23 protein-coding genes are annotated in these 18,375 nt (G+C 63.2%); 21 read left to right on the top strand and 2 right to left on the bottom strand.

What is annotated here, in order from left to right:
• The first annotated feature begins 5 nt into the window (after positions 1-5).
• The 16 genes from rpsH (at position 6) to dsbD (ending at position 9,906) form a co-directional block, all read left to right on the top strand.
• Complete coding sequence (rpsH, locus tag FFS49_RS12370; protein WP_011350677.1) at positions 6-401, top strand: 30S ribosomal protein S8; 396 nt, start codon at positions 6-8, stop codon at positions 399-401.
• 18 nt (positions 402-419) lie between these two features.
• Positions 420-950, top strand: coding sequence for a 50S ribosomal protein L6 (gene rplF, locus FFS49_RS12365; protein ID WP_006758786.1), 531 nt, complete (start codon positions 420-422; stop codon positions 948-950).
• 12 nt (positions 951-962) lie between these two features.
• Positions 963-1,328 (top strand): 50S ribosomal protein L18, encoded by a 366-nt coding sequence (gene rplR, locus FFS49_RS12360; RefSeq protein WP_006477183.1) that lies wholly within the window; start codon positions 963-965, stop codon positions 1,326-1,328.
• A gap of 14 nt (positions 1,329-1,342) precedes the next feature.
• A complete protein-coding gene (gene rpsE, locus FFS49_RS12355; protein ID WP_006482895.1) occupies positions 1,343-1,861 on the top strand; it encodes a 30S ribosomal protein S5 in 519 nt (172 codons plus the stop codon).
• A gap of 15 nt (positions 1,862-1,876) precedes the next feature.
• A complete protein-coding gene (rpmD, locus tag FFS49_RS12350; RefSeq protein WP_006400644.1) occupies positions 1,877-2,059 on the top strand; it encodes a 50S ribosomal protein L30 in 183 nt (60 codons plus the stop codon).
• Positions 2,060-2,085: 26 nt separating this feature from the next.
• Positions 2,086-2,520: a 50S ribosomal protein L15 gene (rplO, locus tag FFS49_RS12345; protein WP_006477180.1), complete on the top strand. Its 435-nt coding sequence runs from the start codon at positions 2,086-2,088 to the stop codon at positions 2,518-2,520.
• A gap of 42 nt (positions 2,521-2,562) precedes the next feature.
• The gene (gene secY / locus FFS49_RS12340; RefSeq protein WP_006482915.1) at positions 2,563-3,912 is read left to right on the top strand and encodes a preprotein translocase subunit SecY; all 1,350 of its coding nucleotides are present in this window, start codon (positions 2,563-2,565) and stop codon (positions 3,910-3,912) included.
• A gap of 7 nt (positions 3,913-3,919) precedes the next feature.
• On the top strand, positions 3,920-4,138 hold the full coding sequence (gene infA, locus FFS49_RS12335) for a translation initiation factor IF-1 (protein ID WP_004521905.1): 219 nt from the start codon (positions 3,920-3,922) through the stop codon (positions 4,136-4,138).
• Between the two features lie 20 nt (positions 4,139-4,158).
• On the top strand, positions 4,159-4,275 hold the full coding sequence (gene rpmJ / locus FFS49_RS12330) for a 50S ribosomal protein L36 (protein ID WP_004199844.1): 117 nt from the start codon (positions 4,159-4,161) through the stop codon (positions 4,273-4,275).
• A gap of 38 nt (positions 4,276-4,313) precedes the next feature.
• Positions 4,314-4,679, top strand: coding sequence for a 30S ribosomal protein S13 (gene rpsM, locus FFS49_RS12325; RefSeq protein WP_006477178.1), 366 nt, complete (start codon positions 4,314-4,316; stop codon positions 4,677-4,679).
• Positions 4,680-4,707: 28 nt separating this feature from the next.
• A complete protein-coding gene (gene rpsK, locus FFS49_RS12320; protein ID WP_004197937.1) occupies positions 4,708-5,109 on the top strand; it encodes a 30S ribosomal protein S11 in 402 nt (133 codons plus the stop codon).
• A 154-nt stretch (positions 5,110-5,263) separates the two neighbouring features.
• A complete protein-coding gene (gene rpsD / locus FFS49_RS12315) occupies positions 5,264-5,887 on the top strand; it encodes a 30S ribosomal protein S4 (RefSeq protein WP_021161733.1) in 624 nt (207 codons plus the stop codon).
• Positions 5,888-6,011: 124 nt separating this feature from the next.
• A complete protein-coding gene (gene rpoA, locus FFS49_RS12310) occupies positions 6,012-6,989 on the top strand; it encodes a DNA-directed RNA polymerase subunit alpha (RefSeq protein WP_006477176.1) in 978 nt (325 codons plus the stop codon).
• A 137-nt stretch (positions 6,990-7,126) separates the two neighbouring features.
• Positions 7,127-7,522: a 50S ribosomal protein L17 gene (rplQ, locus tag FFS49_RS12305; RefSeq protein ID WP_039366787.1), complete on the top strand. Its 396-nt coding sequence runs from the start codon at positions 7,127-7,129 to the stop codon at positions 7,520-7,522.
• A 202-nt stretch (positions 7,523-7,724) separates the two neighbouring features.
• A complete protein-coding gene (gene cutA, locus FFS49_RS12300; protein WP_105815684.1) occupies positions 7,725-8,051 on the top strand; it encodes a divalent-cation tolerance protein CutA in 327 nt (108 codons plus the stop codon).
• A complete protein-coding gene (dsbD, locus tag FFS49_RS12295; RefSeq protein WP_105815683.1) occupies positions 8,044-9,906 on the top strand; it encodes a protein-disulfide reductase DsbD in 1,863 nt (620 codons plus the stop codon). The genes cutA and dsbD overlap by 8 nt, the downstream gene beginning before the upstream one ends.
• 154 nt (positions 9,907-10,060) lie before the next feature.
• Here the strand turns inward: dsbD and hemB are convergent, their stop codons facing one another.
• On the bottom strand, positions 10,061-11,059 hold the full coding sequence (gene hemB / locus FFS49_RS12290; RefSeq protein ID WP_105815682.1) for a porphobilinogen synthase: 999 nt from the start codon (positions 11,057-11,059) through the stop codon (positions 10,061-10,063).
• 252 nt (positions 11,060-11,311) lie between these two features.
• Positions 11,312-11,971 carry a ribosome biogenesis GTP-binding protein YihA/YsxC gene (yihA, locus tag FFS49_RS12285; protein ID WP_039366777.1) on the bottom strand — a complete coding sequence of 220 codons (660 nt, stop codon included), beginning with the start codon at positions 11,969-11,971 and terminating at the stop codon, positions 11,312-11,314.
• 214 nt (positions 11,972-12,185) lie between these two features.
• Between yihA and FFS49_RS12280 the strand changes: the two genes are divergently transcribed.
• The 5 genes from FFS49_RS12280 to msrQ all read left to right on the top strand — a co-directional run bounded on the left by FFS49_RS12280 (position 12,186) and on the right by msrQ (position 18,316).
• Entirely contained in the window at positions 12,186-12,839 is a 654-nt protein-coding gene (locus FFS49_RS12280; RefSeq protein ID WP_011350684.1) for a c-type cytochrome, read from the top strand.
• A gap of 204 nt (positions 12,840-13,043) precedes the next feature.
• Positions 13,044-15,260 carry a cytochrome c biogenesis protein ResB gene (locus FFS49_RS12275; protein WP_105815681.1) on the top strand — a complete coding sequence of 739 codons (2,217 nt, stop codon included), beginning with the start codon at positions 13,044-13,046 and terminating at the stop codon, positions 15,258-15,260.
• A gap of 4 nt (positions 15,261-15,264) precedes the next feature.
• The gene (gene ccsB, locus FFS49_RS12270) at positions 15,265-16,455 is read left to right on the top strand and encodes a c-type cytochrome biogenesis protein CcsB (protein WP_046543638.1); all 1,191 of its coding nucleotides are present in this window, start codon (positions 15,265-15,267) and stop codon (positions 16,453-16,455) included.
• 158 nt (positions 16,456-16,613) lie between these two features.
• Positions 16,614-17,609, top strand: coding sequence for a protein-methionine-sulfoxide reductase catalytic subunit MsrP (gene msrP / locus FFS49_RS12265; RefSeq protein ID WP_039366768.1), 996 nt, complete (start codon positions 16,614-16,616; stop codon positions 17,607-17,609).
• A 20-nt stretch (positions 17,610-17,629) separates the two neighbouring features.
• Positions 17,630-18,316 (top strand): protein-methionine-sulfoxide reductase heme-binding subunit MsrQ, encoded by a 687-nt coding sequence (gene msrQ, locus FFS49_RS12260; RefSeq protein ID WP_105816447.1) that lies wholly within the window; start codon positions 17,630-17,632, stop codon positions 18,314-18,316.
• Positions 18,317-18,375: the final 59 nt, after the last annotated feature.

The raw sequence follows: 18,375 nt of genomic DNA, 5'->3' as shown, positions 1-18,375 counted from the left end.
CGTAAATGAGCATGAGTGATCCTATCGCCGATATGCTGACTCGCATCCGCAACGGGCAGATGGTCGAGAAGGTATCGGTGTCGATGCCCTCGTCGAAAGTCAAGGTTGCAATCGCGCAAGTCCTGAAAGACGAAGGCTATATCGACGATTTCGCCGTGAAGGCGGAAGGTGCGAAGTCCGAACTGAATATCGCGCTGAAGTACTACGCTGGCCGTCCGGTTATCGAGCGCATCGAACGCGTGTCGAAGCCTGGCCTGCGCGTGTACCGCGGCCGTAACGACATCCCGCAGGTCATGAATGGCCTCGGTGTGGCCATCGTGTCGACGCCGAAGGGCGTGATGACCGACCGCAAGGCGCGCGCTACCGGCGTCGGCGGCGAAGTCATCTGCTACGTCGCTTAAAGCCGAGGAGAGAGAAACATGTCTCGAGTAGGTAAGAGCCCGATCGCGCTGCAAGGCGCGGAAGTCAAGCTGGCCGACGGTGCGATCACCGTCAAGGGCCCGTTGGGCACCATCACGCAAGCGATCAATCCGCTCGTGAACGTGGCGAACAACGACGGCACGCTGAACCTGTCGCCGGTGGACGAAAGCCGCGAAGCAAATGCACTGTCGGGCACGATGCGCGCGATTATCGCGAATGCCGTGCACGGCGTGACGAAGGGTTTCGAGCGCAAGCTGACGCTGGTTGGCGTCGGTTATCGTGCGCAAGCGCAAGGCGACAAGCTGAACCTGTCGCTGGGTTTCTCGCACCCGGTGGTGCACCAGATGCCGGAAGGCGTCAAGGCAGAAACCCCGACGCAAACCGAAATCGTGATCAAGGGGATCAACAAGCAACAAGTCGGTCAAGTGGCTGCGGAAGTCCGCGGTTACCGTCCGCCGGAGCCCTACAAGGGCAAGGGCGTGCGCTATTCCGACGAGGTTGTGATCCTCAAAGAAACGAAGAAGAAGTAAGGGTGCGCAATCATGGATAAGACTCAATCTCGCCTGCGCCGCGCTCGCCAGACGCGTATCAAGATCGCTGAGCTGCAGGTCGCGCGTCTCGCCGTGCATCGCACGAACACGCACATCTACGCTCAAGTGTTCTCGCCCTGCGGCACCAAGGTGCTCGCCAGCGCGTCGACGCTCGAAGCTGAAGTGCGCGCAGAACTGGCCGACAAGTCGGGCAAGGGCGGCAACGTCAATGCTGCGACGCTGATCGGCAAGCGTATTGCCGAAAAGGCAAAGGCTGCCGGCATCGAATCCGTCGCCTTCGACCGCTCGGGCTTCCGCTACCACGGCCGCGTCAAGGCGCTGGCTGAGGCAGCTCGCGAAGCTGGGCTCAAGTTCTAAGGAAGGAATTCGTCATGGCAAAGATGCAAGCGAAAGTTCAGGCTGACGAGCGCGACGACGGCCTTCGCGAAAAGATGATTTCGGTCAATCGCGTGACCAAGGTCGTGAAGGGTGGCCGTATTCTCGGCTTCGCCGCACTGACCGTGGTTGGCGACGGTGATGGCCGCATCGGTATGGGCAAGGGCAAGGCGAAGGAAGTGCCGGTCGCTGTCCAGAAGGCAATGGAACAAGCTCGCCGCAACATGTTCAAGGTGCCGCTCAAGAACGGCACGCTGCAACACGAAGTGCACGGCAAGCATGGCGCATCCGCTGTCCTCCTCGCTCCGGCGAAGGCAGGTACGGGCGTGATCGCCGGCGGCCCGATGCGCGCAGTGTTCGACGTGATGGGCGTTCAGAACGTCGTGGCAAAGAGCCACGGTTCGACGAACCCGTACAACCTCGTTCGCGCCACGCTGGACGGTCTGCGCAAGCAGTCCACCCCGGCAGACATCGCGGCGAAGCGCGGCAAGTCCGTCGAAGAAATTTTGGGCTAAGCCCGGGTGGTCACCATGTCTGAAAAAACTGTCAAGGTTCAGCTCGTTAAGAGCCTGATCGGGACCCGCGAATCGCACCGCGCGACCGTGCGTGGCCTGGGCCTGCGCCGACTCAACTCGGTCAGCGAGCTTCAGGACACGCCGGCGGTCCGCGGCATGATCAACAAGGTCTCGTACCTCGTTAAGGTCATCGCGTAAGCGGCCCTACGGATCAAGGAGTTGATATGGAATTGAATAACCTGAAGCCGGCAGCTGGCGCCAAGCACGCCAAGCGTCGCGTCGGCCGTGGCATCGGTTCGGGCCTCGGCAAGACGGCTGGCCGTGGTCACAAGGGTCAGAAATCGCGTTCGGGCGGCTTCCACAAAGTCGGTTTCGAAGGCGGTCAGATGCCTCTGCAACGTCGTCTGCCGAAGCGCGGTTTCACGTCGCTGACGAAGGAATTCGTCGGTGAAGTGCGCCTGAGCGACCTCGAGAAGCTGCCGGTCGACGAGATCGATCTGCTCGCACTGAAGCAAGCCGGCCTGGTCGGTGAGCTGACGAAGAGCGCAAAGATCATCGCGACGGGCGAACTGAAGCGCAAGATCGTCGTGAAGGGTCTCGGTGCCACCAAGGGTGCGCGCGCTGCGATCGAAGCGGCTGGCGGTTCGTTCGCCGAGTGACACGCGTAGCGCGTCGTCACTTGCATTCATCGGAGAAGGTACTTGGCTAACAGCCCGAGTCTTGCAAAACCCGGTCGAAGCACGGCGAAATTCGGCGATCTGCGCCGGCGAGCAATGTTCTTGCTCCTGGCGCTGATCGTCTATCGCATCGGCGCGCACATTCCCGTGCCGGGCATCGATCCGGATCAACTGGCTAAGCTGTTCCAGAGCCAGGCGGGCGGCATCCTGGGCATGTTCAACATGTTCTCGGGTGGCGCGCTTTCCCGCTTCACGATCTTTGCGCTGGGGATCATGCCGTACATTTCGGCGTCGATCATCATGCAGTTGCTGGCGATTGTCTCGCCGCAGCTCGAGGCGCTGAAGAAGGAAGGGCAGGCAGGGCAACGGAAGATCACGCAGTACACGCGGTATTTCACCGTGGTGCTCGCGACCTTCCAGGCGTTCGGTATCGCGGCTGCGCTGGAAAACCAGCCGGGCCTCGTCACCGATCCCGGCATGCTGTTCCGTCTGACGACGGTCGTGACGCTGGTTACGGGCACGATGTTCCTGATGTGGCTCGGCGAGCAGATTACCGAGCGTGGTCTGGGCAACGGTATCTCGATCATCATCTTCGGCGGGATCGCAGCAGGGTTCCCGAATGCCGTGGGTGGGTTGTTCGAGCTGGTGCGTACGGGTTCGATGAGCATCATTTCGGCGATCATCATCGTCGTCCTGATCGCCGCGGTGACTTACCTGGTCGTGTTCATCGAACGCGGTCAGCGCAAGATCCTCGTGAACTACGCGAAACGCCAGGTCGGCAACAAGATCTACGGTGGGCAGTCGTCGCATCTGCCGCTGAAGCTGAACATGTCGGGTGTGATTCCGCCGATCTTCGCATCGTCGATCATTCTGTTCCCGGCAACGATTCTCGGCTGGTTCAGTACCGGTCAGCCGACGGGAAGCTGGATTTCCAATACGTTGCATAACGTTGCGGAAGCGCTGAAGCCGGGCCAGCCGGTCTATGTGCTGCTGTACACGCTGGCGATCGTGTTTTTCTGCTTCTTCTACACCGCACTGGTGTTCAACAGCAGGGAAACCGCAGACAACCTGAAGAAGAGCGGCGCGTTTGTTCCGGGTATCCGCCCGGGCGACCAGACCGCACGATATATCGACCGCATCCTCACGCGTCTGACGCTGGCCGGTGCGATCTACATCGTCTTCGTGTGTCTGCTGCCGGAGTTTCTGGTGCTGCGCTGGAACGTGCCGTTTTATTTTGGTGGAACGTCGCTGCTGATCATTGTCGTCGTCACGATGGACTTTATGGCGCAGGTGCAGTCGTACGTTATGTCGCAACAGTATGAGTCACTGCTCAAGAAGGCAAACTTCAAGGGCGGCAACATCCCGATGCGTTGAAAGGACTATGGCCAAAGACGATGTAATCCAGATGCAGGGTGAGGTGATTGAAAACCTCCCGAATGCGACCTTCCGCGTGAAGCTGGAAAACGGCCATGTCGTGTTGGGGCATATTTCCGGAAAGATGCGGATGCACTACATCCGCATCCTGCCGGGCGACAAGGTGACGGTTGAATTGACGCCTTACGATCTGTCTCGTGCGCGGATCGTGTTCCGGGCGAAGTGATTTGAAAAAAGGGTATTATCATGAAAGTGATGGCATCGGTTAAGCGCATTTGCCGCAATTGCAAGATCATCAAGCGCAAAGGCGTCGTTCGCGTGATCTGCAGCTCGGATCCGCGCCACAAGCAGCGCCAAGGCTGACCGCGCGTTTGTTTGCGCTTTTTGTTTGAGGAAAAACAATGGCTCGTATCGCAGGGGTTAACATCCCGAATCACCAGCACACCGAGATCGGCCTGACGGCAATCTTTGGTGTCGGCCGCACCCGTTCGCGCAGCATCTGCGTGGCAGCTGGCGTCGATTTTTCGAAGAAGGTCAAGGACTTGACCGACGCAGACTTGGAAAAGCTGCGTGAAGAAGTGGGCAAGTTTGTCGTCGAAGGCGATCTGCGCCGTGAAGTGACGATGAACATCAAGCGCCTGATGGACCTCGGTTGCTACCGTGGTGTTCGTCATCGCAAGGGCCTGCCGATGCGCGGTCAGCGTACGCGTACGAACGCACGTACTCGCAAGGGTCCGCGTCGTGCAGCGCAAGCGCTGAAGAAGTAAGCGGAACTGACAGTTACAGGAAAACGTAATGGCTAAGGCTTCGAACACCGCGGCGCAACGCGTTCGCAAGAAGGTTAAGAAGAACGTCGCTGAAGGCGTGGTTCACGTTCACGCGTCGTTCAACAATACGATCATCACGATCACCGATCGCCAAGGCAACGCACTGGCATGGGCGACGTCGGGCGGTCAGGGCTTCAAGGGCTCGCGCAAATCGACGCCGTTCGCTGCCCAGGTCGCAGCCGAGTCGGCTGGCCGCGTCGCGATGGAATACGGCGTGAAGAATCTGGAAGTGCGGATCAAGGGCCCGGGCCCGGGTCGTGAGTCGGCAGTGCGCGCACTGCACGGCCTCGGCATCAAGATCACCGCGATTTCGGACGTCACCCCGATTCCGCACAACGGCTGCCGTCCGCCGAAGCGTCGTCGTATCTAAAGGTGTGCTGGCACGTTCGTGCTAGCACATTGCCTGTCGCCGCTCAGCGTCGACGGGCGTTGCTTTTTTGATTGACTAAGCCCACCGTTCGCCCCAAAGGGCGCGAACTAGCGCGGATTCAGATCTGCGTGACTGATTGATAGAGGAATGCAAAGTGGCACGTTATATCGGCCCGAAGGCCAAGCTGTCCCGCCGTGAAGGCACCGACCTGTTCCTGAAGAGCGCGCGCCGCTCGCTCGCCGACAAGTGCAAGCTCGACAGCAAGCCGGGTCAGCACGGCCGTACCTCGGGCGCACGTACGTCCGACTACGGTACGCAGCTGCGCGAAAAACAGAAGGTCAAGCGTATCTACGGCGTGCTGGAGCGTCAGTTCCGCCGCTACTTCGCTGAAGCCGACCGCCGCAAGGGCAACACGGGTGAAAACCTGCTGCAACTGCTCGAGTCGCGTCTCGACAACGTCGTGTATCGCATGGGCTTCGGCTCGACCCGCGCTGAAGCGCGTCAGCTGGTGAGCCACAAGTCGATCACCGTGAACGGCGTCGTCGCGAACGTCCCGTCGCAGCAAGTGAAGGCAGGTGACATCGTCGCGATCCGCGAAAAGGCGAAGAAGCAGGCACGTATCGTCGAAGCGCTGTCGCTGGCCGAGCAAGGCGGCATGCCGAGCTGGGTTGCAGTCGATGCGAAGAAGTTCGAAGGCACGTTCAAGCAAATGCCGGAACGCGCTGAAATCGCAGGCGACATCAACGAAAGCCTGATCGTCGAATTGTATTCGCGTTAATCCGATTGACGGCCGAGGTACCCCGATTGCGTTGCGCAAGGAGGGGCCTCGGCTGTTTATTTTCTGGTTGTTACCGGTCAGCCTTATCGGTGTAACGAGCCGAGGGTATTGAAAAGGAAAGCCCATGCAAACCAGTTTGCTGAAACCCAAGATCATCGCCGTGGAATCGCTGGGCGAGAACCACGCGAGGGTGGTCATGGAACCGTTCGAACGCGGTTACGGCCACACCTTGGGCAATGCGCTTCGCCGCGTGCTGCTGTCGTCGATGGTTGGCTACGCGCCGACCGAAGTGACGATCGCGGGCGTGGTGCACGAGTACTCGACGCTGGATGGCGTGCAGGAAGACGTCGTCAACCTGCTGCTGAACCTGAAGGGCGTGGTGTTCAAGCTGCATAACCGTGACGAAGTGACGGTTACGCTGCGCAAGGAAGGTGAAGGAGTTGTCACGGCCGGCGATATCGAGCTGGCTCACGACTGCGAAGTCATCAACCCGAATCACGTGATTGCGCACCTGTCGAAGGGTGGCAAGCTCGACGTTCAGATCAAGATCGAAAAGGGTCGCGGCTATGTGCCCGGCAACGTTCGTCGCTACGGCGAAGACACGGCCAAGATCATCGGCCGCATCGTCCTCGACGCATCGTTCTCGCCGGTTCGCCGCGTGAGCTACGCCGTCGAAAGCGCACGTGTCGAGCAGCGTACCGACCTCGACAAGCTCGTGATGAACATCGAGACGAGCGGTGTGATCACGCCGGAAGAAGCGATCCGTCAATCGGCCCGCATCCTGGTCGACCAGCTGTCCGTGTTCGCGGCGCTGGAAGGCACGGAAACGGCAGCCGAAGCGCCGTCGCGTGCACCGCAGATCGATCCGATCCTGCTGCGTCCGGTGGACGATCTCGAGCTGACGGTTCGTTCGGCGAATTGCCTGAAGGCCGAGAACATCTACTACATCGGCGACCTGATCCAGCGCACGGAAAACGAGCTGCTGAAGACGCCGAACCTCGGTCGCAAGTCGCTCAACGAGATCAAGGAAGTGCTCGCTTCGCGCGGTCTCACGCTGGGCATGAAGCTCGAAAACTGGCCGCCGGCTGGTCTCGACAAGTAAGCCTGGTTGTTACTGTAGTTGGCAAAGATGCGGATTTTCCTTTAAAATCCGCATCTTGCTTTTTTTCGTTACCGGCCCGTGCACCCATGGGGTGCGATAGAAGAGCTGGATCAAAACTTTGAATCAAGGAAACTGAAATGCGCCATCGTCATGGTCTGCGGAAACTGAACCGCACGAGCAGCCACCGTCTGGCTATGCTCCGTAACATGTCCAACTCGCTGATCGAGCACGAAGTCATCAAGACGACGCTGCCGAAGGCGAAGGAACTCCGTAAAGTCGTCGAGCCGCTGATCACGCTCGGCAAGAAGCCGTCGCTGGCAAACCGTCGCCTGGCGTTCAACCGCCTGCGCGATCGTGACTCGGTGGCGAAGCTGTTTGACGTGCTCGGTCCGCGTTTCGCGAACCGTCCGGGCGGCTACCTGCGCGTGCTGAAGTTCGGCTTCCGCGTGGGCGACAACGCACCGATGGCACTGGTCGAGCTGCTCGATCGTCCGGAAGTCGACGAAACGGCAGACGTGCAAGAAGCTGAGTAAGCTTCCGGTACGCAGCAGTATCTGAAAGGGGCCGAGCAACTGCTTGGCCCTTTTTGTTTTTCGGGCGCCGGCTGCGATCGATTGTCGCAGGGCGGTGCCGGCAGCGTTGCGCGCGCTGCGCTACGATACGGGGCAGCCGGCGCGCGTTCCAGATGGGCAATCCGCGTCGGCAGGAGCCGATAGACCAGCCAGGAGGGCGCGGATGATAGTGGTGCTGATGTTGATGACGGTGCCCGATGCCGAGACCGCCAGGACGCTTTCAGACGGTGCGCTCGATGCGCGGCTTGCCGCGTGCGTGTCGGAGCTCGGTGCGATCAAGTCGCGCTATCACTGGCAAGGCAAGGTCGAAACGGCCGACGAGATCCAGTTGCTGTTCAAGACGAGCCCCGTGCGGGCGCTCGAACTGGAGCGATTTATTCTCGCGCATCATCCTTACGAGACGCCCGAAATCGTCTCGTGGCAGACGACGGCATCGGCCGCGTACGGCCAGTGGGTGACCAGCGAAACTCAACGTCTATTTCATGTTTAACGGTATGGCGCTTCCCGTGCGCGTGCGCGCGCTGCGATTCCTCGCAGTCCTGTTGTCGTTCATGCTCGTGCTGGGCGGCCTGTCGGTCGCGCGTGCGGCCGACGATTTCCTCGATCCGTCGGTGGCGTTCAAGTTCAGCGCGAGCGAATCGCCGGGACAGGTGGAAGTCCGCTTCAAGGTCGCCAATGGCTATTACCTGTACCGCGAGCGGTTCGCGTTCGCGGTGAAGAGCGGGCAGGCGACGCTGGGCGATCCGCAATTCCCGCCCGGCCACGTGAAGTTCGACCAGACGTTCCAGAAGAATGTCGAGACCTACCGTGACGAAGTCGTCGTGCACGTGCCCGTCAAGCAGGCGGCCGGCCCGTTCGAGCTCGCGGTGACGTCGCAGGGGTGCGCGGACGAGGGCATCTGCTATCCGCCGGCCGAGCACGTCGTGAAGGTCGACGGCGCCGCGCTGGGCGCCGCTTCGTCGTCACAGTCGCCGTCGTCCGGCGATGCGGCGGCCGCGGGCAGCTGGTTCGACAAGGTCACGAGCGCCGATTTCGCGCAGTCGCTGCTCGAAGGGCATGGCTTCTTCACGATCGTCGCGCTGTATTTCGTCGCGGGCGTCGTGCTGAGCCTCCTGCCGTGTTCGTATCCGATGATTCCGATCGTGTCGGCGATCATCATCGGCCAGGGCACACGCGCGACGCATGCGCGCGGCTTCGCGCTGTCGCTGACCTATGTGGTCGGCATGGCGCTCGTGTACACGGTGCTCGGCATCGCCGCGGCGCTGGTCGGCCAGAGCCTCGGCGCGTGGCTGCAGAACCCGTGGGTGCTCGGTGCGTTCGGCGTGCTGCTGACCGCGTTTGCCGTCTCGCTGATCTCGGGCAAGGACATCGCGCTGCCCGCGCGCTGGCAGAACGGCGCGGCCGGGGCATCGAGCGCGCGCCAGGGCGGCCATTTCGCCGCGGTCGCGGCGATGGGCGCGCTGTCCGCACTGGTCGTCGGCGCATGCATGACGGCGCCGCTGTTTGCGGTGCTCGCCTTCATCGCGCACACGGGCAATGCGCTGCTCGGCGGTGCCGCGCTGTTCGCGATGGGGCTGGGGCTGGGCGTGCCGCTGCTGGTCGTCGGCGTCGGTGCCGGGACGGTACTGCCGCGCGCCGGCGCATGGATGGACGGCGTGAAGGTGTTCTTCGGCATCGTGCTGCTCGCAGCCGCGCTGTGGATCGTGTGGCCGGTGCTTGCCGGTGGCCTGAAGATGGTGCTCGCCGCGTTGTGGTTGCTGATCGCGGCCGCGGCGCTCGGGCTGTTCACGCCGAACGCCGGCGCCACGTCGATCTGGCGTCGCCTCGGCCGTGGCGTGGGCGCTGCGCTCGCGATCTGGGCGGCCACGCTGCTCGTCGGCCTGGCCGCGGGATCGACCGATCCGGTCAAGCCGTTGGCGGTGCTGGCGGCACGCACGGTTGCGTCGGGCGGCACGGCGGCGGCAGGCGCCGCCGCCGCGCAGGATGGGCCCGCATTCGCATCGGTGCGCTCGAGTGGCGAACTCGACACGCTGCTGAAGACGTCGCGCCAGCCCGTGATGCTCGATTTCTACGCCGACTGGTGCGTGAGTTGCAAGGAGATGGAGCATCTGACGTTTACCGACGCACGCGTGCAGGCGCGGCTCGCGCGGCTTCACCTCGTGCGCGCGGATGTCACGGCGAACAACCCGGACGACCAGGCGCTGCTGAAACGCTTCAACCTGTTCGGGCCGCCGGGCATCATCTTCTTCGATAGAAGCGGCAACGAGATCGGGCGCGTGGTCGGCTATCAGGCGGCCGAGACGTTCCTGCGCAGCCTCGACCGGGCTGCGGTCCCGACGGTATGACCATGCGGGTCGCGAGCGCGCTGGTGGCGAACCGGCGCGCTCGCGTGAGATGAGCTGACGATCGACAAGGCATGCGGCCGCGATCGACGGCAAACAAAAAACGGCGGGACACCGAAGTGTCCCGCCGTTTGTCTTTTCGCCTGCAGGCAGGTGCTTAGCGTTGCGCTTTCAGCAGACGCGCGGCGTCGAGTGCGAAGTACGTGAGCACGCCGTCGGCGCCCGCGCGCTTGAACGCGAGCAGCGATTCGAGCACGACCTTGTCGTGGTCGAGCCAGCCGTTCATCGCGGCGGCCTTCAGCATCGCGTATTCACCGCTCACCTGGTACACGTAGGTCGGGAAGCGGAACTCGTCCTTCACGCGGCGCACGATGTCGAGGTACGGCATGCCCGGCTTGACCATCACCATGTCGGCGCCTTCGTCGATGTCCAGGCGCACTTCGCGCAGCGCTTCGTCGCTGTTCGCGGGATCCATCTGGTAGGTCATCTTGTTGCCCTTGCCCAGATTCGATGCCGAGCCGACCGCGTCGCGGAACGGGCCGTAGAACGCCGATGCGAACTTGGCCGAATAGGCCATGATCCGCGTGTGGATATGGCCGTCGCTTTCCAGCATTTCGCGGATCGCGCCGATGCGGCCGTCCATCATGTCCGACGGGGCGACGATGTCGACGCCGGCTTCCGCCTGCGCGCGCGCCTGATCGATCAGGATCTCGATCGTGTCGTCGTTGATCACGTAGCCGTTTTCGTCGAGCACGCCGTCCTGGCCGTGACTCGTGTACGGATCGAGTGCGACGTCGGTCAGCACGCCGAGTTCGGGGAAGTGCTTCTTCAGCTCGCGCACCGCGCGCGGGATCAGGCCTTCCGGATTGGCCGCCTCGCGGCCGTCAGGCGTTTTCACCGACGGCTCGATGGCCGGGAACAGCGACAGCACGGGCACGCCCAGTTCGACACACTGCTCGGCGACGTGCATCAACAGATCGACCGACACGCGTTCGACGCCGGGCATCGACGGCACCGGCTGCCGTTCGTTGGTGCCTTCGACGACGAACACCGGATAGATCAGGTCGTCGGTGGTCAGGCGGTTTTCGCGCATCAGGCGCCGGGAGAAGTCGTCGCGGCGCATCCGGCGCGGACGATGAAGCGGATGGAAGCTCATGGCGATTGGGTAGAAATCAGGGCAGTAAGACCTTACGGAACCCTTAGGTCATTTTCGGGAGCGTTGGTATATGATAGCGATCGAGCGGCACGCGCTGCGTGCAACTCCCCGCTTCTCCTCCCTGAGCGGGTGCCTGTCGTTTTTCGATTAGGCTGTTTGACCCGCCGTTCAACGGCGGGTTTTTTTATGAGCCGGCCGAAACCGCAGGCGCCGTCAGGTGCGCGCCGCCGATCCCGGCCGCGCGTTGCCCGATCATTGTGCTACAGGCTCGCTTTTTTCGTCGGCGGCGGACGGCCGCACCCAGCTTTCGATCAGCTCGTGCGCCTCGTCGAGCCCAATGCGCTTCATCGCCGAGAACAGCTGAACCGTCAGCTTGCCCTGAACACCCTGGTCACGATACGCATCGAGCCCCTTTTGCGTGGTCCGCAGCGCGTTGATGCTTTCCTGCCGCGTCAATTTGTCGCACTTCGTCAGCAGCGTGTGGATCGGCTTGCCGGTCGGTACGAACCACTCGATCATGCGCCGGTCGAGATCGGTCAGCGGACGGCGCGAATCCATCATCAGGATCAGGCCGCAGAGCTGCGAGCGGGTCGCGAGGTAGGACGACAGCAGCATTTCCCAATGGGCCTTGGCGGCGCCGGGCACTTCCGCGTAGCCGTAGCCGGGCAGGTCGACGAGATTCGCGACGGGCTCGGCGGCCGGGCCGACCGAGAAGTAGTTGATGTGCTGCGTGCGGCCGGGCGTCTTCGACGCGAAGGCGAGCCGCTTCTGGTTGCACAGCACGTTGATCGCCGTCGACTTGCCGGCATTCGAGCGGCCCGCGAACGCGATTTCCGGCTGGACCGTCGGCGGCAGGTCGCGCAGATGGTTGACGGTCGTGTAGAAGCGGGCTTGATGGAGCAGAAAGGCCATGGGAACCGGAAGGACGGGCGGCGCGAGCCGCTTGGTGGAGGCGGGGTAGCCCCGATAGGCGCCGGAGCTTTCAACACGATATTGTACAATATGGCGGTTTTACCGAAGGCTACCGGGCGCCTGCCTCGCGCTTTTATGTAGCTTCTGCGGTAGACTGAACGCCGTCGTTTTTTGCAGAACCTCAAATTCCCACAAGACGAAACAGGGTGTGCGAATGAATCGACTGTGCAAGTCTCTGATGGTGCTTCAGGTTGCAGCAGGGTTCGTAGGTTTCGTAGCGGAGGCAAACGCGGCGGATGCGGCAAAGCCGGATCTCGACCGTGGCAAGGCGATTGCCGGGCAGGTCTGCGCGTCGTGTCACGGCGCCGACGGCAATAGCGCGTCGGGCAGTTTCCCGAAGCTTGCCGGCCAGCATCCCGAATATCTGGTCAAGCAGTTGAACGACTTCAAGACGCAACCGGGCGCGAAGGGGCCGGTGCGTACCAACGCGGTGATGGTCGGATTCGCGAGCGCGCTGAGCGCGGACGACATGCGCAACGTCGCCGCGTACTACGGGTCGCAGACGACGAAGCTCGGCACCGCACGCGATGCGGCAACCGTGCCGATCGGCCAGAAGATCTATCGCGGCGGCATCGCGGAGAAGGGCGTACCCGCCTGCGCGAGCTGCCACGGGCCGACAGGGCAAGGGATCCCGGTCCAGTACCCGCGTCTGTCGGGGCAGTGGGCCGATTACACGGTCGCGCAGTTGACCGCGTTCCAGCAGGGTGCCGGCGCGCGCAACAACAACGAGGCGATGCATCAGATCGCAACGCGGCTGTCGGACAACGAGATCAAGGCCGTCGCGGATTACATCGCGGGCCTGCGTTGAGCGGTCAGCCGCGAATGGAATGACCGGGCGCCCGAAGGGCGGCCGGAGTCAGAACAAGAAAAGGGTGGGGCGCCGCATCGTAGCGGTTGCCTCGCCCTTCTTTTTTGTCAGCGCGCGCCGGCTGTCACGAGCGTGCTGGCCGCCCCTTCGGGGGCAATAATCAAAGTGAGCGTTGGGGGCTGTTTCCCCCGAGTCGGAGTTTGAATGAGCGTTACCACGTCGGGGTTGCAGTCGAAGTCGGGTCAGGGTGCGTCCAAGCGCGCGGTCGAGTTGCTGAGCTCGATGCGCTTCGCGATTGCGCTGCTGGTGGTGCTGTCGATTGCCAGCATCATCGGCACGGTCCTGACCCAGGACGATCCGTATCCGAACTATGTGAACCAGTTCGGGCCGTTCTGGGCGGACATCTTCCGCTCGCTCGGCCTGTACAGCGTGTACAGCGCGTGGTGGTTCATGCTGATCCTGATCTTCCTCGTCGTGTCGATCTCGCTGTGCGTGATCCGCAACGCGCCGAAGATGCTCGCCGATGCGAAGAGCTGGAAGGACAAGGTTCGCGAAGGCAGCCTGCGGGCGTTCCACCACAAGGCCGAATACACGACGTCCGGCACGCGCGCGACCGTCACGGCGACGCTCGCCGCGTTCGTCACCAAGGCCGGCTACAAGCACATCGTGCGTGAGAACGAAGGCGCGACGCTGATCTCCGCGAAGCGTGGTGCCATGACCAAGTGGGGCTACATCTCCGCGCACCTCGCGATCGTCGTGATCTGTATCGGCGGCCTGCTCGACAGCAACCTGCCGATCAAATTCCAGATGTGGATGTTCGGCAAGAGCCCGGTCAACACGAGCGCGACGATCAGCGAGATCTCGCCCGACCATCGCCTGTCCGCGTCGAACCCGACGTTCCGCGGCTACGCGTGGGTGCCCGAGGGGCAGTTCGTGTCGACCGCGATCCTGAACCAGCCGAGCGGCTCGCTGATCCAGGACCTGCCGTTCTCGATCCAGCTCAACAAGTTCATCGTCGACTACTACACGACGGGCATGCCGAAGCTGTTCGCGAGCGACATCGTCGTGATCGATCGCGAGACCGGCCAGAAGATCCCGGCGCGCGTCGAGGTCAACAAGCCGTTCACGTACAAGGGCGTGTCGATCTACCAGTCGAGCTTCCAGGACGGCGGCTCGCAGATGCAGATGACGGCCTACCCGATGACGGGCGGCAACGCGAAGACCTTCCCCGTGAAGGGGACGATCGGCAGTTCGGCGCCGCTGCAGATGCCGGGCAACGACGGCGACACGATCGAGTTCTCCGATTTCCGTGCGATCAACGTCGAGAACATGGCCGACGCGAACGGCAAGCCGGACGTGCGCGGGGTCGCGACGACGAGCTCGCTGAAGGAAGCGTTCGACGAACGCCTCGGCTCCGGCGCGAAGACGTCGAAGCCGACGCAGCTCCACAACATCGGCCCGTCCGTGCAGTACAAGATCCGCGGCAAGGACGGCCAGGCGCGCGAATTCAACAACTACATGCTGCCCGTCGACATGAACGGCGAGCGCGTGTTCCTCGCCGGCGTGCGTGCGAGCCCGAACGACCCGTTCCGCTACATGCGGATTCCGGCCGACAGCCAGGATTCGATCGGCGAATGGATGCACCTGCGTGCCGCGCTCGAGGATCCGTCCGCGCGCACCGAGGCCGCTGCGCGCTTCGCGCAGCGTTCGCTGCCGGGCATGGACGCATCGTTGCGCAGCCGCCTGCAGGACAGCGCGCTGAAGGTGCTGACCCTTTTTGCGGCGGGCGACGACAGCGTCGGCCGTGGCGCCGACGGCCAGCCGATCGGCGGCTTCCAGGCCGTGGCGACGTTCATCGACCGCTCGGTGCCGAAGGCCGAGCAGGAGAAGGCCGCGAGCCTGCTGCTGCGGATGCTCGAGGGCTCGATGTGGGAGGTCTGGCAGATCGCGCGCGAGCGCGCGGGCGAGCCGGCGGCGCAGCAGGGCACCGACACGATCCGCTTCGTGCAGAACGCGATCAATGCGCTATCCGACAGCTTTTTGTATGGATCGCCGGTCTATTTGCAGCTTGACTCGTTCAAGCAGGTGCAAGCTTCGGTATTTCAGTTGACGCGCGCACCCGGCAAGAATCTGGTGTATCTTGGCAGCCTGCTGCTGGTCGCCGGCATCTTCTCGATGTTCTACGTGCGCGAGCGGCGCCTCTGGTTCTGGTTGAAGGACGCCGGTTCGGGCGTCGATGTGGTGATGGCAATGTCCACGGCCCGCAAGACCTTCGATTTCGAGAAAGAATTCGTGCAGACGCGCGACGCGGCCGGTGCCGCCTTGCACGCCGCACCTCGCGACGCCGCGCCGGCCGGTGCGGCATCGACGGCCCGTGCGCCTGCCGGCGCCGGTTCCGATTCCGAGAATTCCACCCGGTAACATCATGGATCTCACGCAAGTTTCCTCTTCCCATCGGGCGTCGGCCCAGGCTCCGGTTACGGGGCCGCTGTTCGACGACCGTCCGTTCCTCGCGCGCCTGTCGCTGCTCGACTGGCTGTTCGCACTGGCGCTCGTGGTGGGCGCGGGCTATGCGCTCGTGCACTACAACGCGCACATGGATTACTACGACAAGGCGGTGATGATCGGCACCGTGCCGGCGCTCATCGCGCTCGGCTGGCGCTGGAAGCCCGCGCGGCTGATGATGGCGTCGATCGCCGTGCTGGCGCTGTTGTCGATCCAGATCTACCAGGGCGATCTCGCGCGCGCCGATTCGGCGTTCTTTCTCAAGTACTTCCTGTCGAGCCAGTCGGCGATCCTGTGGATGAGCGCGTTGTTCGTGCTTGCGACGATCTTCTACTGGATCGGCTTGCTCGCGCGCTCGGCGTCGGGTTCCGCGATCGGACAGAAGCTCACGTGGGTCGCCGTGCTGATGGGCTTCACCGGCTTGATGGTGCGCTGGTACGAGTCCTACCTGATCGGGGCGGACGTCGGGCACATTCCGGTGTCGAACCTGTATGAGGTGTTCGTCCTGTTCAGCCTGATCACCGCGCTGCTCTATCTGTATTACGAAGGCCACTACGGCACGCGCGCGCTCGGCGCGTTCGTGCTGCTGGTGATCAGCGCGGCCGTCGGCTTCCTGATGTGGTACTCGGTCGCGCGCGACGCGCAGCAGATCCAGCCGCTCGTACCGGCGCTGCAAAGCTGGTGGATGAAGATCCACGTGCCGGCGAACTTCATCGGCTACGGCAGCTTCGCGCTGTCGGCGATGGTGTCGGTTGCGTACCTGATGAAGGAGCGCGGCGTGCTCGCGGATCGCCTGCCGACGCTCGACGTGCTCGACGACGTGATGTACAAGTCGATCGCGGTCGGTTTCGCGTTCTTCACGATCGCGACGATCCTCGGCGCGCTGTGGGCCGCCGAAGCATGGGGCGGCTACTGGAGCTGGGACCCGAAGGAAACCTGGGCGCTGATCGTGTGGTTGAACTACGCGGCGTGGCTGCACATGCGCCTGATGAAGGGCCTGCGCGGCACGGTGGCCGCATGGTGGGCGCTCACGGGCCTGCTCGTGACGACCTTCGCGTTCCTCGGCGTCAACATGTTCCTGTCCGGGCTGCACAGCTACGGCAAGCTGTAAGATTTCCGCTGTTCGTCCGACTATGAAACCGCCGGTGCATTGCGTGCCCGGCGGTTTTCTTTTGTAACGGGCGGGCGGTCCGGGCGTCGAACGGCGCGGGACGGGTCGGGTCGAACGCTCATGAAACTGCGCGCGGCGCAGGCAGGAGGAGCAGCACGATGTGGATCAAACGCCCTTTGCGGAACGTACTGACCGGCGGCGATATTGCACCCGGCGAAATCACGCCGCGTGCGGTGTTCGAGAACCGGCGGCGCGTATTGCAGGCGGCCGGCCTCGCGGCGGCGGGCGGGCTGCTCGGTGGCAGCGGCGCAGCATGGGCCGCCTATGCGTCGCCCGATGCGCGGGCCGCGAAGCTTGCGGCGAAGACGAATCCGAAGTTCGTCGCAGCCGACAAGGTGACGCCGTTCAAGGACATCACCACCTACAACAACTTCTACGAATTCGGCACCGACAAGAGCGACCCCGCGCAGAACGCCGGCACGCTGCGGCCGCGCCCGTGGCGTGTGAGCGTCGAGGGCGAGGTGCTGCATCCGAAGGTGTTCGATCTCGACGAGCTGCTGAAGCTCGCGCCGCTCGAGGAGCGCGTGTACCGGCTGCGCTGCGTCGAGGGATGGTCGATGGTGATCCCGTGGATCGGCGTGCCGCTGTCCGAGCTGATCAAGCGCGTGCAGCCGACCGGCAACGCGAAATACGTGCAGTTCGTCACGCTGGCCGATCCGTCGCAGATGCCTGGCCTCTCGACGCCCGTGCTCGACTGGCCGTACTCGGAAGGGCTGCGGATGGACGAGGCGATGAATCCGCTGACGCTGCTGACGATGGGCGTCTACGGGCAGGTGCTGCCGAACCAGAACGGCGCGCCGGTGCGGATCGTCGTGCCGTGGAAGTACGGCTTCAAGAGCGCGAAGTCGCTCGTGAAGATCCGCTTCGTCGACAAGCAGCCGAAGACGAGCTGGAACACGTACGCCGCGAACGAGTACGGCTTTTATTCGAACGTGAACCCGAACGTCGATCATCCGCGCTGGAGCCAGGCGACCGAGCGGCGCATCGGCGAGGACGGCTTTTTCACGCCGAAGCGCAAGACGCTGATGTTCAACGGCTACGGCGACCTGGTCGCGTCGATGTACCAGGGCATGGACCTGAAGAAGAATTTCTGAGGGCGACGGTGAGAAACGACATGCCCCCTTCGACGTTGACGGCCGCGCCTACAGCCCGCGCTGGCCAGGCTGCCCGTGCCGCACGGAGCGGCGCGGTCCGTCCCGCCGCACCGCGCTGGCTCGCGCCGGCCAAGGTGCTGGTTTTCGCGGCCGGCCTTTATCCGCTCGCGCGTCTCGTGCTGTTCGGGCTGACCGACCGGCTCGGCGCGAATCCGATCGAGTTCATCACGCGCTCGACGGGTCTCTGGACGCTCGTGATCCTGTGCATCACGCTCGGCGTCACGCCGCTTCGGCGCATGACGGGGTTCGCCACGCTGCTGCGCTTTCGCCGGATGATCGGGCTGTTCGCGTTCTTCTACGCGACGCTGCACTTCACGACCTACCTGTGGTTCGACAAGTGGTTCGACGTCGTCGCGATCCTGAAGGACGTCGGCAAGCGCCCGTTCATCACGGTCGGTTTTGCCGCGTTCGTGTTGCTGATTCCGCTCGCGGCAACGTCGCCGCGTGCGATGGTGCGCCGCCTGGGCCGCCACTGGGCGATGCTGCACAGCGCGATCTACGCGATCGCGCTATTCGGTGTGCTGCACTTCTGGTGGATGAGGGCCGGCAAGCACAATCTCGCGCAGCCGAAGCTTTATGCGGCAATCGTGGCCGCGTTGCTCGGCTGGCGGCTCATCGCATGGGGATGGCGGCGCGTGCGCGCGTGACGGCGCAGCCTGAAAAAACAAAAGGCGATGACCGGGAAGTCATCGCCTTGTTTCGTGAG

The organism is Burkholderia sp. 4NA327C6, from assembly GCF_005502655.1.
Taxonomy (GTDB): domain Bacteria; phylum Pseudomonadota; class Gammaproteobacteria; order Burkholderiales; family Burkholderiaceae; genus Burkholderia; species Burkholderia contaminans.
This window is presented reverse-complemented; position numbering and strand designations above follow the sequence as displayed.

What these genes read in the sequence shown, in the direction of transcription:
- rpsH (WP_011350677.1), top strand. Translation starts at nt 6, where the DNA reads ATGAGCATGAGTGATCCTATCGCCGATATGCTGACTCGCATCCGCAAC.
- rplF (WP_006758786.1), top strand. Translation starts at nt 420, where the DNA reads ATGTCTCGAGTAGGTAAGAGCCCGATCGCGCTGCAAGGCGCGGAAGTC.
- rplR (WP_006477183.1), top strand. Translation starts at nt 963, where the DNA reads ATGGATAAGACTCAATCTCGCCTGCGCCGCGCTCGCCAGACGCGTATC.
- rpsE (WP_006482895.1), top strand. Translation starts at nt 1,343, where the DNA reads ATGGCAAAGATGCAAGCGAAAGTTCAGGCTGACGAGCGCGACGACGGC.
- rpmD (WP_006400644.1), top strand. Translation starts at nt 1,877, where the DNA reads ATGTCTGAAAAAACTGTCAAGGTTCAGCTCGTTAAGAGCCTGATCGGG.
- rplO (WP_006477180.1), top strand. Translation starts at nt 2,086, where the DNA reads ATGGAATTGAATAACCTGAAGCCGGCAGCTGGCGCCAAGCACGCCAAG.
- infA (WP_004521905.1), top strand. Translation starts at nt 3,920, where the DNA reads ATGGCCAAAGACGATGTAATCCAGATGCAGGGTGAGGTGATTGAAAAC.
- rpmJ (WP_004199844.1), top strand. Translation starts at nt 4,159, where the DNA reads ATGAAAGTGATGGCATCGGTTAAGCGCATTTGCCGCAATTGCAAGATC.
- rpsM (WP_006477178.1), top strand. Translation starts at nt 4,314, where the DNA reads ATGGCTCGTATCGCAGGGGTTAACATCCCGAATCACCAGCACACCGAG.
- rpsK (WP_004197937.1), top strand. Translation starts at nt 4,708, where the DNA reads ATGGCTAAGGCTTCGAACACCGCGGCGCAACGCGTTCGCAAGAAGGTT.
- rpoA (WP_006477176.1), top strand. Translation starts at nt 6,012, where the DNA reads ATGCAAACCAGTTTGCTGAAACCCAAGATCATCGCCGTGGAATCGCTG.
- rplQ (WP_039366787.1), top strand. Translation starts at nt 7,127, where the DNA reads ATGCGCCATCGTCATGGTCTGCGGAAACTGAACCGCACGAGCAGCCAC.
- cutA (WP_105815684.1), top strand. Translation starts at nt 7,725, where the DNA reads ATGATAGTGGTGCTGATGTTGATGACGGTGCCCGATGCCGAGACCGCC.
- dsbD (WP_105815683.1), top strand. Translation starts at nt 8,044, where the DNA reads ATGTTTAACGGTATGGCGCTTCCCGTGCGCGTGCGCGCGCTGCGATTC.
- hemB (WP_105815682.1), bottom strand. Translation starts at nt 11,059, where the DNA reads ATGAGCTTCCATCCGCTTCATCGTCCGCGCCGGATGCGCCGCGACGAC.
- yihA (WP_039366777.1), bottom strand. Translation starts at nt 11,971, where the DNA reads ATGGCCTTTCTGCTCCATCAAGCCCGCTTCTACACGACCGTCAACCAT.
- FFS49_RS12280 (WP_011350684.1), top strand. Translation starts at nt 12,186, where the DNA reads ATGAATCGACTGTGCAAGTCTCTGATGGTGCTTCAGGTTGCAGCAGGG.
- FFS49_RS12275 (WP_105815681.1), top strand. Translation starts at nt 13,044, where the DNA reads ATGAGCGTTACCACGTCGGGGTTGCAGTCGAAGTCGGGTCAGGGTGCG.
- ccsB (WP_046543638.1), top strand. Translation starts at nt 15,265, where the DNA reads ATGGATCTCACGCAAGTTTCCTCTTCCCATCGGGCGTCGGCCCAGGCT.
- msrP (WP_039366768.1), top strand. Translation starts at nt 16,614, where the DNA reads ATGTGGATCAAACGCCCTTTGCGGAACGTACTGACCGGCGGCGATATT.
- msrQ (WP_105816447.1), top strand. Translation starts at nt 17,630, where the DNA reads ATGCCCCCTTCGACGTTGACGGCCGCGCCTACAGCCCGCGCTGGCCAG.